Here is a 14132-nt window from a genome sequence, read left to right on the forward strand (position 1 = left end):
AGCTGGTGGCCCGAGAACGAAGCCCGCAGGACTGCGGAATCGCGACGCTAGCCGGAATGGCCGTCGGTGACCGTGCCAGCCGGGCCGGGGGCATCGGCCAGGCCGGGGGTGCCGCCATCGGACGGGGCGGCGATCTTCGGGCGGAGGAAGCGGTCGGAGGTCACCTGCCAGCCTTCGGCGCGGAGGCGGGCCAGCGCCTCGGCATGGTGGTCCGTGCCGTGCCGTTCCACCAGCGCGCCGTCGGGGGCCAGCAGGCTGGTGCCGTAATCATCGGTCTCGATCACCCGGCGGTCCGGGCCCTGGGCGAGGATGGTCTGACGCATGCGAGGCGCCTCCCTTCGAGGTGTCGGCAGGCAACGCGCGGCGGGCGGCCGGGTGGCAGGGCAAGGGGGCGAATGGCCGGTGCCCTGCCCGGTGGGGAAGCCCGGCGCTGGCCCTTGGCGGCAACGTCCTGGCCCCTGTCCGGAGGCCGCGGGAGCGCAGGTCCACCCGCGGACCCGGCGTGCCTCTCATGGCCTATGGGCATGGCGTAGGGGCCGGCGCTCCCGTTCCCGGGCGGCGGGCTCACTCCAGCCGGATGCCCTCCGCCCGGATCACCTCCGCCAGCTTCACCCGCTGCTCCGCGACGAAGGCGCCGAGCGCCGCCGGGCCCGCCGCCGCCGCCGCCATGCCCAGCAATTCCAGCCGCGCCTGCACCGCTGGCTCGGCCAGCCCGGCCTTGGCCGCTTCGGCCAGCTTGTCGATGACCGGCGCCGGCGTCCCGGCGGGCACGAACAGCGCCAGCCATTCGGTGACGGCGTAGCCGGGGAAGCCCTGCTCGGCCACGGTCGGCACCTCGGGGAAGGCGGGCAGGCGCCGGGCGGAGGAGACGGCCAGCGCCCGCAGCCGGCCATCCCGCACCAGCCCGGCGGCGGCAGGGACGGTGCAGAAGGTGGTCAGCACCTCGCCGGCCAGCACCGCCTGCACCTGCTGCGGGCTGCCGCGATAGGGCACATGCGTCGCCGCCACCCCCGCCTGGCGCAGCAGCGCCGCCATCGCCAGGTGCACCGCGGCGCCGATGCCGGAGGAGGAATAGGTGCCGCCCCCTTGGCGCATCCGCGCCAGCAGCGCCGCCAGGTCGGGCGGCCCGTCCTCCGCCCGCACCAGCAGCAGGGCCGGCGCCACGCAAAGCTGCGTCACCGGGGCGAAGGCGGTGGCGTAGTCGAAGGCGAGGCCCTTCAGCAGCGAGGGGTTGGCGGCCTGGGAGCTGGCATCGCCCAGCACGGTATAGCCATCCGGCGCGGCCTGTGCGGCGGCGGCGGCGCCGATGCTGCCGGTGGCGCCGGCCCGGTTCTCGATGACCACCGGCTGGCCCAGCACCGCCTGCATCGGCGCGGCCAGCAGCCGCATGACGGAATCCGTGCTGCCCCCGGCCGGCCAGGCGACCAGGATGCGGATCGGCCGGCTGGGCCAGGCGGGCTGGGCCAGGCTGGGACGGGGGAGGGGCATGGCCCAGGGCAGGGCGACCAAAGGGGCGACCAAGGCGGCACGGCGGGTCAGGGTCGGCATGCGGGCTCCCCGGATGCGGCGGGCGGCACCGCATGATGCCGGGCGGGCTGCCGTGGCGAAACGGATTACAACGGCCGGAATGCCCGTCCCGGCCCGGAATTGCCGGCTTATTGGTCAGTCGGGCGGCGTCTGGCGCAGACCTGGCCGACCGGCGCAACGTCTGCCCCGAGAAAGCCCTGGCAGGGGGTGGGTCCTGACCGGACGCGGACGCCGCCGGTGCCGGTGGCGCGGGCAGGACGCGGGCGCCGCCGATGCCGGCAGCATCGGCAGGCGCGGACGCCAGGTGGGCGCACGCATGGTGCCAGGGCGCAGGACGGCCTGCCTGGACCGGGCGCAACCGGCCAGGGCCGGGTGCTCCGGCGAGACAGGGGCACTGCCCGCTGGCAGAGGCCCGGCCGACCCCACCTGACCTCCTCCGCCAGCGGCGGGAGGCCTCCAGCCGGGTTGCAGCGGCGTGAAAACCGTGGCGTCCGATAAATTTAAGCAAGACGCCGTGAGCTTAACTTTAGTAAGTTACGGCCATGCGCGACCCGACCCTGGAAGAACTCCTCGCCCGCCGCGGCATGGTCACCCGCATCGCCAGCGGCCTCGGCATCTCCCCCGCCGCCGTCTCGCAATGGCAGCGCGTGCCCGCCGAGCGCGTTGCGGAACTCGCCCGGCTGCTGGACCTGGCGCCGCACCAGCTCCGCCCGGACCTCCACCCGCCGCCGCAAGGACTGCCCCGCATGCCCTCCCGCATCTCCCTGCGTCGCCGGCGGCGCACCAAGATCATCGCCACCCTCGGCCCCAGCAGCAGCAGCGCCGAGATGATCGAGCGGCTGCACCGCGCCGGCGCCGATGTCTTCCGGCTGAATTTCTCCCACGGCACCCATGCCGACCATGCCGAGCGCATCGCCATCATCCGCGCGGTGGAAGCGAAGGTCGGCCGGCCCATCGGCATCCTCGCCGATGTCCAGGGGCCGAAGCTGCGGGTCGGCCGCTTCCAGGCCGGCCGGGTGCAGCTCCAGCCCGGCCAGGCCTTCCGCCTCGACCTCTCCCCGACGCCGGGCGATGTCCGCCGCGTCCAGCTCCCGCATCCGGAGATCATCCAAGCCGCCAAGATCGGCACCACCCTGCTGCTGGATGACGGCAAGCTGCGGCTGCGCGTCACCCATGTGCGGGAGAACCATCTGGAGACGGAGGTGCTGGTCGGCGGCCCGCTCTCCGACCGCAAGGGCGTCAACGTCCCGGACGTGGCGCTGCCCATCCCGGCCCTGACGCAGAAGGACCGGGAGGACCTCGCCTTCGTCCTCGACCAGGGGATCGAATATGTCGGCCTCTCCTTCGTCCAGCGGCCGGAGGATGTGGCGGAGGCCAAGGCGATCGCCGGCGGCCGCGCCCTCATCATGGTGAAGATGGAGAAGCCCCAGGCGGTCGAGAATCTCGACGCCATCCTGGCGCTGACCGATTGCGTCATGGTGGCGCGCGGCGATCTCGGCGTGGAGCTGCCGCCGGAGGAGGTGCCGCTGATCCAGAAGCGCATCGTCCGCGCCGCCCGCGCCTTGGGCAAGCCGGTGGTGGTCGCCACCCAGATGCTGGAGAGCATGATCGCCGCCCCGGCGCCGACCCGGGCGGAGGCCTCGGACGTCGCCACCGCCGTCTTCGACGGCGCCGATGCGGTGATGCTCTCCGCCGAGACCGCGGCGGGGCAGTACCCCTATGAGGCGGTGAACATGATGGACCGCATCGTGGCGCGGGTGGAGCAGGATCCGGGCTGGCGCGCCCTGACGGATGCCGAGCGGCCGGCGCCGGAGGCGACCAGCGCCGGCGCCATCTCGGCGGCTTCCGTGCAGGTGGCGCACACCATCCGGGCGCAGGTGATCGCCACCTTCACCTCCACCGGCAGCACCACCTTCCGCGTGGCGCGGGACCGGCCGGACTGCCCGATCCTCGGCCTGACGCCCTCGGAAGCCACGGCGCGGCGCCTGGCGGTGGTCTGGGGAGTGCATTCGCTGGTGGTCAGCGAGATCCACTCCATGTCGGAGATGGTGACCCGCGCGCTCCGCGCCGCGCAGCAGGAAGGCTTCGCCACCCAGGGGCAGGAGATCGTGGTGACGGCGGGCGTGCCCTTCGGCACGCCGGGCACCACCAATTCCCTCCGGGTGGCGGCGGTGAAATAGCCGGCGGGTTCGGCCGTAGGGTGCCGGACTCTGGCCTGCGGGACCAGGACCTGAGGACCCTGGCCGGGGCCGGAGGCAAGGCGCCCCCGGGTCGGCGCGGCGGGTCGGCGCAGCGGCCGGCCTCAGAACCGCAGGAACAGCCCCGCGAACATCCCCGCCACCAGGTTGACGACGAAGCCGATGACGATGACCGCCAGGGTGAAGACCAGCCGCTTCTCCTCCGGCACGCCCAGCACCACCGGCACGCCCTTCCAGAAGATGTAGAGGCTGTAGAGGCCGAGCAGCCCGAGCACGGCGAGCGGCGGCAGCAGGGTGAAGATGCCGGCCAGCCACAGCGCCGTCGGGCTGTAGACCGCCAGCTTCATGGCGGAAATCTCATCCCCGCGCCCGCCGAAGCGCGGCGCCACCGCCTCGATGATCTTGCCCCAGACCCAGACGCCGGCCAGGCCGAGCATATAGCCCGCGACGGCGTTCAGCAGCAGGGCGAAGGGGCCGACATGCACCCCCATCCCGGCCATCATCCCGCCCAGCATCCGGGCGAAGAGCAGGGAGCCGATGAAGCCCGCCACCGCCGGGATCGCCGCCAGCGGCACCGCGTAGTTCAGGAACAGGCTCTTGGTGTCCGCCGGCTCCGCGGCGATCGCCGCCCATTCCTCCGCCGGGCGCATGATCAGCCCCTTGGCGCGTGCGACGATGTCCATCCGGCCCCGACTCCCTGCTGGCTGGGGCAATCTGCGCAAGCCGGGCCGGTCTTGCAATCTTTCGTAACCTTTCGGTGCCCGGGCGCTCAGCCCTTGCCGGCGCCCGCCCTTTCCTTCGCCAGCAGCGCCCGCTTGCGCGGCACGCCCCAGCGATAGCCGGTCAGGTCGCCATCCCGGCCGATGACGCGGTGGCAGGGCACGGCCAGGGAGACATGGTTCTGGGCGCAGGCCCGCGCCACCGCCCGCACCGCCCGCGGCGCGCCGATGGACTGCGCCACGTCCGAATAGGTCCGGGTCTCGCCGAAGGGGATGGCCTGCAGCGCCTCCCACACCCGGCGCTGGAAGGCGGTGCCGCGCAGATCCAGCGGCAGGGCGAGCGCGGCCTTGGGTTCCTCGAGGAAGGCGACCACCTCGCGCACCGCTTCGGCCAGGGCCTCGGGCGCCGGCTCCACCCGCGCCTCCGGGAAGCGCTGGCGGAGATCGCCTTCCAGCGCCTCGAAGCCCTCGGCAAAGCCGATGAAGCAGATGCCGCGCTCCGTGGCGCCGACCATCAGGGGCCCGAGGGCGCTCATCGCCGTGGCGGTGCAGATCACCTCCCCCGCCCCGCCGCGGCGGGCGGCGCCAGGGGTCATGCCCAGCACCTGGCCGGGGGCGCCATAGACGCGGCTTTCGCTGCCATAGCCGGCGCCGGCGACGGCTTCGGCGACCCGGTCGCCGGCGGCAAGCGCCGCCTGCAGGCGGCGGGCCTTCACGGATTGGCCGTAGGAATGCGGGGTCACGCCGGTGATCTCCTTGAACAGCCGGAGGAAATGGTGCCGCGCATAGCCGGCGCGGTCGGCCAGGGCGGCGAGGCCCGGCAGGCTCTCGCTCGCCTCGATCAGGTCGCAGGCGGCGCGGATGGCGGCGGCGTGCAGCGCCGCCCGCTCCCCCTTCGGGTCGCAGCGCCTGCAGGCGCGGAAGCCCGCGGCCTCGGCGGCGGCGGCATCGGCGAAGAAGCGGGTGTTGCGCCGCAGCGGCGGGCGGGAGGGGCAGCCGGGCCGGCAGAACACCCCCTGCGTCGTCACCGCATAGAGGAAGGGGCCGCAGGCCGGGCTGGGGTCGCGGGCCAGGACGGCGTCCCAGCGCGCGGCCTCGGGGTCGGGGATGGACTGGGTATCGGGCATGCGCTCAAGATGGGGCGAGGCCGCGCCCAGGGCCATCCGCCCATTGCCCTGGCATCAGATGGCCGCCCGGAGGCCCGCCGCATGTCCTTCGCCAACCCGCTGCCGGGCGTGCCGGCGGTGGAATCCCCCTTCCTGCCACAATTGCTGGACGCCGCCGGCGCCGATGCCGAGACCCGCCGCATCGCCCGGGACCTGGCCGAGCAGGGCTTCGCCGTGCTCGACTTCCCCGATCCGGATTTCGACCGGCTGGCGGAAAGCGTCATCGCCGCCCTCGGCCCCGGCTTCCCCCTGGCGAATTTCCAGGCCGGCCGGACCGGCGGGCTGCGGGCGGAACAGGCCTGGCAGCATTGCCCGGCGGTGCGGGAGATCGCCTGCAACGCCAGGCTGCTGGCGCTGCTCGGCACGCTCTACGGCCGGCCGGCCTTCCCCTTCCAGACGCTGAATTTCCCGGTGGGCAGCCAGCAGGCGGTGCATACCGACAGCGTGCATTTCAGCAGCCTGCCGGAGCGCTTCATGTGCGGCGTCTGGGTGGCGCTGGAGGATATCCACCCGGATGCCGGGCCGCTGGTCTATTACCCCGGCAGCCACCGCCTGCCGCTCTATGTGAACGAGCATGTGGGGAATTGCGCCGCGGCGGCGCCGGGGGCCGCCAACCAGACGATCTATGAGGCGCTGTGGGCGGCGCTGATCGAGGCGCATGGGCTGCGCCCGGCGCTGTTCACCCCGCGCCGCGGCCAGGCGCTGATCTGGGCGGCGAATCTGCTGCATGGCGGCCTGCCCCAGGCCGACCGGGGGCGCACCCGCTGGTCGCAGGTGACGCATTATTTCTTCGAGGATTGCGCCTATGTCACGCCGATGGACAGCGACCCGGCGCTCGGCCATGTGGCGTTCCGCCAGGTGCGGGATCTGCGGACCGGCGAGGTGGTGCCGCACCGCTATCTGGGGCGGGAAATACCCGAAGCCTTCATCGCCGCCGTCCGCCCCCCGGCGAAGGCGCTGCCCGCCGGCTTCGACCCGCAGAAATACCTGGCCGCCAACCCGGATGTGGCGGCGGCCGGCGTGGATGCCGCCGGCCACTGGCTTTCCTATGGCTGGAAGGAGGGGCGGCGGCTGGCGCCCTGACCCGCCCCGGCCCGCTCAGCGCATCCGGGTAATGGCCGCCGCCGCGGCGACGAGGCCGAAGGCCCAGGGCAGCATCTCGAGCAGTTCCGGCACGGGGAATCCTTCCGGCGGGCGGGGACGCAACAAGCCTTACCCAGGATAATGCGGGAAACCTTACCGGCGATTCATTTTGCCGGATGGCTGGGTTGCGTCCGATGCATCCCGCACCGGAGGGGTCACAGGGCCTCGCCCTCCGCCTTCCGCCGCAATTCCCGCAGCTTGTCGGCGCCGCCGGGCGTCTTCGGGCTGATCTCCAGCGCCGCCTGCAGGCTGCGCAGTGCGCCCGCCGCATCCCCCGCGGCGTCCTGCGCTGCCGAGAGGGTCAGCAGCGCCGCCCAGTGCCGCGGCTCCAGCCGCAGCACCTCCCGCAGGTCGCGCACCGCGGCCGGGATGTCCCCGGCGCGCAGATAGGCCTGGGCGCGCAGGTGCCAGGCCTCGGCGAATTCCGGGGAGAGGGTGATGGCGGCGTCGAAATCCTCCAGCGCCTCCTCGGGCAATTGCGCCTCGATATTCCGGGCGCCGCGGCGCAGCAGCAGGGTGACGGCGGGGGAAGCGGCCTGGGCCCAGAGCTGGCGGATGCGGGTTTCCACCAGTGCGGCGCCGGCCTCGTCCGGGGCGCCGTGCAACGCCTCGAAGGCGCGGTCGAGTTCGGCCTTGCGGGCCTCGGCCCCGCGCGGGGCCGGGGGGGCGCCCTGGGCGAGGGCGGCAAGCGGCAGGAGGAGGAGCGGAAGGGCAAACAGCCGGCGCATGCCGCCACACTCGGCCCGGAGTGGCTTGATTGGCAAGGGTTGCGTGCGGGTTGGGGGGGCGCCCATGGGCGCGGATTATGGGGGTTCGCCCCCATGCCCCCAGCAGAGGGCGCTGCCCTCTGCACGCCCGCCGGGGGGTGGACCACCCCCCCCCGGACCCCGGTCTGAGTCTGCCGGTTCAACCGGCCGACTCGCACCGGGCGCCAGCGGCAGAGCCCCGATCTTCCATGGGCGGGGTCCCGGGCTTCCTCCGGATCAATCCCCCGCCGCCGGCCGTAGCACCGGCGCCGGCCGTCGCAGCAGCCGTCCCGCCATCCGCAGCGGCGCGGTCACCTGCCAGGACCGGCTGCGGCGCATGCCGTACATCTCCGCCTCCAGCTCCACCACGCGCTGCCGCAGCCGTGCCAGCTCCGCCGGCACCATGGCGCTGGCCAGCATGCCGTCCCACAGCCCGGCGAGAAGCGGCGAGGCGGCGCCCAGCGGGCCGTCCGCCTGGCGGCGCGCCACCTGCCGCCCCTCGGTATGCGGCCAGCTATGGAAGGGGGAGGCGAAGTTATCCAGGGCGAGCGGCGCCACGCCCAGCCCCGCCCGATGGAAGGCGAGGTTGCCGGAAAGCTGGTCCCGCCGCGAATAGCGCAACACCAGGGCGCGCCAGGCGGCCATGGCGGCATCCAGCCCCGGGGCGCCGTGCCGCCGCAGCATCAGGCCGGACCACCAGGGCCGCGCCTGCAGCAAAGCCGGCGCTTCCGCCGCCAGGTGCAGATACTGCTCCAGCACCCGGCCCGGCTCGTCCAGCCCTTCGGCTAGCACGGCCTGGAATTCCTCGGCCAGGCTGCGGCGGTAGCTGTGCGGCGCCAGCGCCAGGGCGGCGCCCTGCGGCATCTCCGCCAGCAGCGCCTCGGGCGGGGCACGCAGCCTCACGCTGTTGTCGATGTAGAGGGAGGCGGCGGCGGCCGCGACCTCCGGCAGCGTCTCCGGCGCCAGCTTCAGCCAACGCTGGCTGCGCACCGGGTCCTGCGCCAGCAGCGGGGTGACCGGGCGGATCTCCCAGCTCTCGCTGCGGAGGCCCAGGCTATCCGTGTAGCAGACGAACCGCGCCATGGAGCCGGCGCGGGCCGGCTGCTCCTTCAGCGGTTCGTAGCTGCCCAGCAGCACGGTGTAGACGACGAGGTCGGGGCGGTAGTTCATGACGATCTCGGTATAGCTCTGCGCTCTCCACCGAGGATTGCAAGCCATCCTGGCGCCATCCTGCCGAATGCGCTTGATTCCGCGCCTGCGAAGGCGCATTTCTGCGGCGCCGGTGGCCGAGGCCCCGGTGGCGCCCCGGCCGCGTGAGCGGCCCCCGCGGCTTCCTGGCATTCGCGCCCCCATGGGCGGCGCGCCGGGCGGGTCCTGGCGGGACGGACTGTCGGGCCGCGCATGCTCTTCTCCCTTCGGATCGACCCAGGCACGCGGGGTCTCCGCCCATGCAACCCCGCGGCAGCCTGCGGCCGAAGGGCCGGGTGCCGCGCGACCGGGATGTCTGTGTGACGCAATTCTCTGAACTCGGCCTGGCCGCGCCCCTGCTGCGGGCGCTGGAAGAGGCCGGCTATGCCACTCCGACGCCGATCCAGGCGCGGGCGATTCCTTATGTGATGGCCGGGCAGGACCTGCTCGGCATCGCCCAGACCGGCACCGGCAAGACCGCGGCCTTCGCTTTGCCGGTGCTGCACCGGCTGGCCGGGCGCGGCGGGCGGCCGCCGCGCGGCGGCTGCCGGGCGCTGGTACTGGCGCCGACGCGTGAGCTGTGCAGCCAGATCGGCGACAGCTTTCGCACCTATGGCAAGCATCTCGGCCTGTCCGTCGCGGTGATCTTCGGCGGCGTGCCGCATGGCGCGCAACGCCGGGCGCTGGCCCAGGGCATCGATATCCTGGTGGCGACGCCGGGGCGGCTGCAGGACCATCTGGATGCCGGCGACGCCCGGCTGGACCGGGTGGAGGTGCTGGTGCTGGATGAGGCCGACCAGATGCTGGACAAGGGCTTCCTGCCCGCCATCCGGCGCCTGCTGCGGGCGGTGCCGCCGGGGCCGAAGGGCGCGGCCCGGCCGCAGGGAGCCGCGGGCGCGCCGCCGGCTGCTCCGGCCACTGGCCAGGCGGGGCGGCAGACGCTGTTCTTCTCGGCCACCATGCCGGCCGAGATCGGCAAGCTGGCCGGGGAGATGCTGACCGAGCCGGCGAAGGTGGAGGTGGCGCCCGTCTCCTCCACCGCCGAGCGGGTGGCGCAGCGCGTGCTGCATGTGGAGCAGGCGCGGAAGCGCGTGCTGCTCGCGGAACTGCTGCGCAGCGAGGGCGTCGGGCGGACACTGGTCTTCACCCGCACCAAGCACGGCGCGGACAAGGTGGTGAAGCAGCTCGACCAGGATGGGCTCGCGGCCAACGCCATCCATGGCAACAAGAGCCAGGGGCAGCGGGAGCGCGCCCTGGCGGAGTTCAAATCCGGCCGGGCGCCGATCCTGGTGGCGACCGATATCGCGGCGCGCGGCATCGATGTGGATGGCGTGACGCATGTGGTGCAGTACGACCTGCCCGAGGTGCCGGAGACCTATGTCCACCGCATCGGCCGCACCGCGCGCGCCGGGGCGAGCGGCGAGGCGGTGGCGCTGGTCTGCGCCGACGATCTCGAGAAGCTCTGGGCGATCGAGAAGGTGATCCGGCAGAAGGTGCCGGATGAGGACCGGCGGGAGGACAAGAGCGGCTCCCTGACCAAGGCGCCGATGGCGGTAGTGCGGCCGGCGCGCGGCGGGCAGCCGCACGGGCGTGGACGCGGGGCGCCGGGCGGTGGCCAGCGCCACGGCCATGGCGGCGGCCAGGCCAAGGGGCAGCACCACCAGGGCGGGCGCGGCGCGCCGGCGGCGAAGCCGAGCAGCGGTGCCGAGGCCACGCGGCGCCGGCCGGCGGGCGATGCCGGGCGGCGGGACCGGAGCTGGCGCGATGGGGATTTCCGCGACAACGCGCCGGCCTTCCTGACGCGCGGGAAGTGAAGCGGGCGGGGGCTTCGCCCCCGGGCCCTGAGTAGGGGGCTTTGCACCCGCCGGGGACCGGACCGGTCCCCGGACCCCGGACCCCGGTCTGAGTTTTGGTCCCGACGATTCAGCCAGCAGATTCAGGGCGGGGTCTGGGGGGAAGCTCTTCCCCTCCCCGGCGGAGGTGCAGGGTCGCGGGCACTGCCCGCGACGACCTCCTGCTGGGGGTTTGGGGGCAGAGCCCCCATTCCTACCGGGCTGATGTCTTGCCCTTTTATTCTTAAGCTCCTGCCGGGGGTTCGGGGGCAGCGCCCCGAGCTAGCGCCCCAGCCGAATCCCGGCCTTCTCCACGATGCCTTTGAATTTCGCCACCTCCGCCACCAGGAAGGCCCGGCTGCCGGCCGGCGTGCCTGGCGCCGCGGGGTCCACCCCGGCGGCCGTCATCCGCTCCGCCGCCGCCGGCTCCGCCAGCACTGCCCCGGCCGCCTGCGCAAGCTGCTCCGCCAGCGCCGCCGGCAGGCCGCGCGGCGCCACCAGGATGTTCCAGGTGGTGATGTCGAATCCCGTCAGCCCGATCTCGTCCAGCGTCGGGATCTCCGGGAACAGCTTGTGCCGCCGCAGCGAGGACACCGCCAGCCCGCGCGAGAGCCCGTCCCGGATATGCGGCGCGGTGGAGGCCAGCACCTCCAGCGAGTAATCCACCTCGCCCTTGGCCAGCGCCTCCATCACCGCGGAGCCGCCGCGATAGGGCACGTGTTCCGCCCGCAGCCCGCCATAGGCGGATTTGATCGCCTCGCCCGTCAGATGGCCGATGCCGCCGGCGCCGCTGGTCGCCCAGGTGTATTTCCCGGGCGCGGCCTTCACCGCTTCCAGCAGCTCCTTCGCGCTGCGGAAGGGCGAGGCCGCCGGCACCACCATCACCATCGGCCCGCCGCCGATGACGGCGATCTGGGTGAAATCCTCCACCGGGTCGTAGGGCGTCTGCTGCGGCAGCGCCGCCGGGTTGGTGCCGAGGGCGGAGGCGGAGGCGAGCAGCAGCGTGTAGCCATCCGCCGGCCGGTGCCGCACCCATTCGCTGCCCACCGAGCCGCCCGCCCCGGCCCGGTTCTCCACCACGATGCGCGCCTGCGGGCCGAGCTTCACCGACATGCGCTCGGCGAGGATGCGGGCAGCGATGTCGGTGGAGCCGCCGGCGAGGAAGGGCACCACCAGGGTGATCGGCCGGTCGGGATAGGTCTGGGCGAAAGCCGGCGCGGCGAGGCCGGCGGCGAGCAGCGGCAGGGTGCGGCGGGCGAGGCGGATCATCGGCACGTCTCCTGGGGTCCCGCCGCGATGCTCGCTGGACTTCCAGCGGAGCGGGCAGGCGGCCACTGAAGTGAAGCCTCGTGTGCCCGACTCCGAAATCGGCAGAACCTCGGAGCCGGGACATGAGGAGCGTCCGACATGCCTTGGCGGGGCGGAGGCCGCAACTCGCGACGATCGTGGCCCGGTGGCGTTCGCCTGCCGACGATCCAACGCCAGCGGAGACCGCGCATGATGCAGGAGTCGAAGCCCAGCCCCCTCCTCCTCGGGGCGCTGGCGGCAGGCGGCCTGCTGCTGTTGGCCGCCCCGGGCCGCAGGGCGCAGCCCCGCCCGGCAGCGCTGCCGGCATGGCAGGCGCCGCCCCCGGCAGCCCCGCCGGACCGCTCCGTCCTTCGCCCGGAGCTTGGCCATGAGGCGGCACGGCCGGAGGCGATTCCGCCGCGCGGCTGGTGGGCAATCCTGAAGCGGACGGTCTCCGAGGTCTCCGATGACCGGGTGCTGACGGAGGCGGCGGGCGTCACCTTCTACGCCCTGCTGGCGCTCTTCCCCGGCCTGGCCGCGCTGGTCTCGCTCTACGGCCTCTTCGCCGAACCCGGGACGATCGGCGAGCATCTCGGCACGGTCGGCGCCGTCGTGCCGGGCGGCGGCATGGAGATCATCGAGGAGCAGGTGCGGCGTATCACCTCGAAGGGCGACAGCGCCCTGGGCTTCGGCGCGCTGATCGGCCTCGCCACCTCGCTCTGGTCGGCCAACCAGGCGATGAAGGCGATCGTCGATGCGCTGAACATCGTCTATGGCGAGCGGGAGAAGCGCGGCTTCTTCCATCGCCTGATGGTGACCATGGCCTTCACCCTGGCGGGCATCCTGTTCCTGCTGCTGGCCATGGCGGCGGTGGTGGTGCTGCCGGTGGCGCTGGCCTTCCTCGGACTGGACGGCGTGCTGGATGCGGTGCTGCGCCTGGCGCGCTGGCCGGTGCTGCTGCTGGCGGTCGGGGTTTTCCTCGCCTGCCTCTACCGCTACGGGCCGAGCCGGGAGCGGGCGCGCTGGCGCTGGGTGAGCTGGGGCAGCGCCGTCGCGGCGCTTGGCTGGCTGGGGGTTTCCCTGGGCTTTTCCTGGTATGTCGAGAATTTCGGCAATTACAACGAGACCTATGGCTCGCTCGGCGCCGCCATCGGCTTCATGACCTGGATCTGGCTTTCCGCCACGGTGATGCTGGTGGGCGCCGAGCTGGATGCCGAGATGGAGCATCAGACGGCGCGCGACACGACGACCGGCCCGGAGCGCCCGATGGGCACCCGCGGCGCCCGCATGGCGGACGAGGTCGCAAGCTAGAGCAGATCGCCGGAGGGCGGCATCGCCCGGAGGCGTGAATCTGCTCTACAATCCATAAGCTAGAGCGGTTTCGCGCTGCACAGTCAGCGTGAAACCGCTCTAGTGTCCTGCCCGCGAAGTTCGCTGGATTTCCAGCGAACGCAGCGGACAAGCAGGCCACTGAAAACAAAAGCTAGTGGCCCGAGAACGACGTCCGCAGGACTGCGGAATCGGGACACCAGCGTCCTGCCCGCGAAGTTCGCTGGATTTCCGGCGAGCGGGTTCGCCGAGCGCAGGCGAGGTGAAACCGCTCTAAAAACTCAGGCCAGGGTCCGGGGGGGATCCACCCCCGGCGGGAGTGCAGAGGGCCGCGCCCTCGGCTGGGGCTTGCGGGCAAAGCCCCCATCACCCGCTACTTCTCCGGCAACCGCAGCACCAGCCCGGCCCGCACGGCCGAGGCACGCTGCAGCATGGGCTGGTTGGCCTCGAGGATCGCCGCGGCACGGCGCGCATCGCCATAGTGCCGGGCGGCGATCGACTCCAGCGTCTCGCCCGGCGCCACGGTGTGGAACAGGCTGCCGCCGCCGCCGAAGCGCTCCTCCGGCTCCGGCTGCGCCGCATGCACCGCTTCCGCCGCCGCGGCGGTGCTGGCGCTGCCGGCGGGAAGCTGGGCGAAGCTGCCGAGGCTCGCCAGCAGCCCCGGCCGGTGGCGCGGCGTCAGCCGGTCCTCCACCACCGCGATGCCGGGCAGGTTCCCGGCGGCCAGCACCAGGCGTTCCTGCGTCGCGCCGTCCTCCACCTCGCCTTCCAGGACCAGCTTCTCCCCTTCCAGCCGGACGGAGACGCCCTGGCGGGGCAGGCCGAGCACGTCGAACCGGGCCAGCACGGCGCTGGCGGCAGGCCGGCTGGCGGCCGGGCCGTAGCCGCTCTCGGTGGGGAAGCGGTAGAGGGGCATGGGGGTCTCCTTTCCATGGCTCCTTTCCGCGGGCGAACGTCCGGGGGCGGCGGGCGGTTGCGCCGCTGGGGCCGCCACCCC

Annotated in this window: 12 protein-coding genes; 4 read left to right on the forward strand and 8 right to left on the reverse strand. The window is 73.3% G+C overall.

Annotated features, from left to right (window positions below; all coding sequences use genetic code 11):
- Positions 1 to 47 precede the first annotated feature (47 nt).
- Complete coding sequence (locus E5N76_RS08705) at positions 48 to 323, reverse strand: hypothetical protein (RefSeq protein WP_149536903.1); 276 nt, start codon at positions 321 to 323, stop codon at positions 48 to 50.
- A gap of 241 nt (positions 324 to 564) precedes the next feature.
- Entirely contained in the window at positions 565 to 1548 is a 984-nt protein-coding gene (locus tag E5N76_RS08710; RefSeq protein WP_149536904.1) for a Bug family tripartite tricarboxylate transporter substrate binding protein, read from the reverse strand.
- Between the two features lie 725 nt (positions 1549 to 2273).
- On the opposite strand from E5N76_RS08710, the gene pyk reads away from it, so the two are divergent.
- Entirely contained in the window at positions 2274 to 3707 is a 1434-nt protein-coding gene (pyk, locus tag E5N76_RS08715) for a pyruvate kinase (protein ID WP_235907642.1), read from the forward strand.
- 122 nt (positions 3708 to 3829) lie between these two features.
- Here pyk and E5N76_RS08720 read toward each other — a convergent pair whose 3' ends face one another.
- Both E5N76_RS08720 and ada read right to left on the reverse strand, forming a co-directional pair.
- Positions 3830 to 4408, reverse strand: a complete 579-nt coding sequence (locus E5N76_RS08720; RefSeq protein WP_149536906.1) for a YIP1 family protein — start codon at positions 4406 to 4408, stop codon at positions 3830 to 3832.
- 86 nt (positions 4409 to 4494) lie between these two features.
- The gene (gene ada, locus E5N76_RS08725; RefSeq protein WP_149536907.1) at positions 4495 to 5571 is read right to left on the reverse strand and encodes a bifunctional DNA-binding transcriptional regulator/O6-methylguanine-DNA methyltransferase Ada; all 1077 of its coding nucleotides are present in this window, start codon (positions 5569 to 5571) and stop codon (positions 4495 to 4497) included.
- Between the two features lie 81 nt (positions 5572 to 5652).
- Here ada and E5N76_RS08730 point away from each other — a divergent pair, with 81 nt between their 5' ends.
- The gene (locus tag E5N76_RS08730; RefSeq protein ID WP_149536908.1) at positions 5653 to 6693 is read left to right on the forward strand and encodes a phytanoyl-CoA dioxygenase family protein; all 1041 of its coding nucleotides are present in this window, start codon (positions 5653 to 5655) and stop codon (positions 6691 to 6693) included.
- A 215-nt stretch (positions 6694 to 6908) separates the two neighbouring features.
- Here E5N76_RS08730 and E5N76_RS08735 read toward each other — a convergent pair whose 3' ends face one another.
- A complete protein-coding gene (locus E5N76_RS08735) occupies positions 6909 to 7481 on the reverse strand; it encodes a tetratricopeptide repeat protein (RefSeq protein ID WP_149536909.1) in 573 nt (190 codons plus the stop codon).
- 255 nt (positions 7482 to 7736) lie between these two features.
- Positions 7737 to 8717, reverse strand: coding sequence for a hypothetical protein (locus E5N76_RS08740; RefSeq protein ID WP_149536910.1), 981 nt, complete (start codon positions 8715 to 8717; stop codon positions 7737 to 7739).
- Between the two features lie 290 nt (positions 8718 to 9007).
- Between E5N76_RS08740 and E5N76_RS08745 the strand changes: the two genes are divergently transcribed.
- The gene (locus E5N76_RS08745; protein ID WP_149536911.1) at positions 9008 to 10501 is read left to right on the forward strand and encodes a DEAD/DEAH box helicase; all 1494 of its coding nucleotides are present in this window, start codon (positions 9008 to 9010) and stop codon (positions 10499 to 10501) included.
- Positions 10502 to 10801: 300 nt separating this feature from the next.
- Here E5N76_RS08745 and E5N76_RS08750 read toward each other — a convergent pair whose 3' ends face one another.
- The gene (locus E5N76_RS08750; protein ID WP_187830066.1) at positions 10802 to 11788 is read right to left on the reverse strand and encodes a Bug family tripartite tricarboxylate transporter substrate binding protein; all 987 of its coding nucleotides are present in this window, start codon (positions 11786 to 11788) and stop codon (positions 10802 to 10804) included.
- A gap of 228 nt (positions 11789 to 12016) precedes the next feature.
- Here E5N76_RS08750 and E5N76_RS08755 point away from each other — a divergent pair, with 228 nt between their 5' ends.
- Positions 12017 to 13117, forward strand: a complete 1101-nt coding sequence (locus tag E5N76_RS08755; RefSeq protein ID WP_149536913.1) for a YihY/virulence factor BrkB family protein — start codon at positions 12017 to 12019, stop codon at positions 13115 to 13117.
- Positions 13118 to 13508: 391 nt separating this feature from the next.
- Here the strand turns inward: E5N76_RS08755 and E5N76_RS08760 are convergent, their stop codons facing one another.
- Positions 13509 to 14051: a LysM peptidoglycan-binding domain-containing protein gene (locus E5N76_RS08760; protein WP_149536914.1), complete on the reverse strand. Its 543-nt coding sequence runs from the start codon at positions 14049 to 14051 to the stop codon at positions 13509 to 13511.
- Between the last annotated feature and the right edge of the window lie 81 nt (positions 14052 to 14132).

The sequence above is a fragment of the Siccirubricoccus phaeus genome (assembly GCF_008360935.1).
In the GTDB taxonomy this organism is placed as follows: Bacteria; Pseudomonadota; Alphaproteobacteria; order Acetobacterales; family Acetobacteraceae; genus Siccirubricoccus; species Siccirubricoccus phaeus.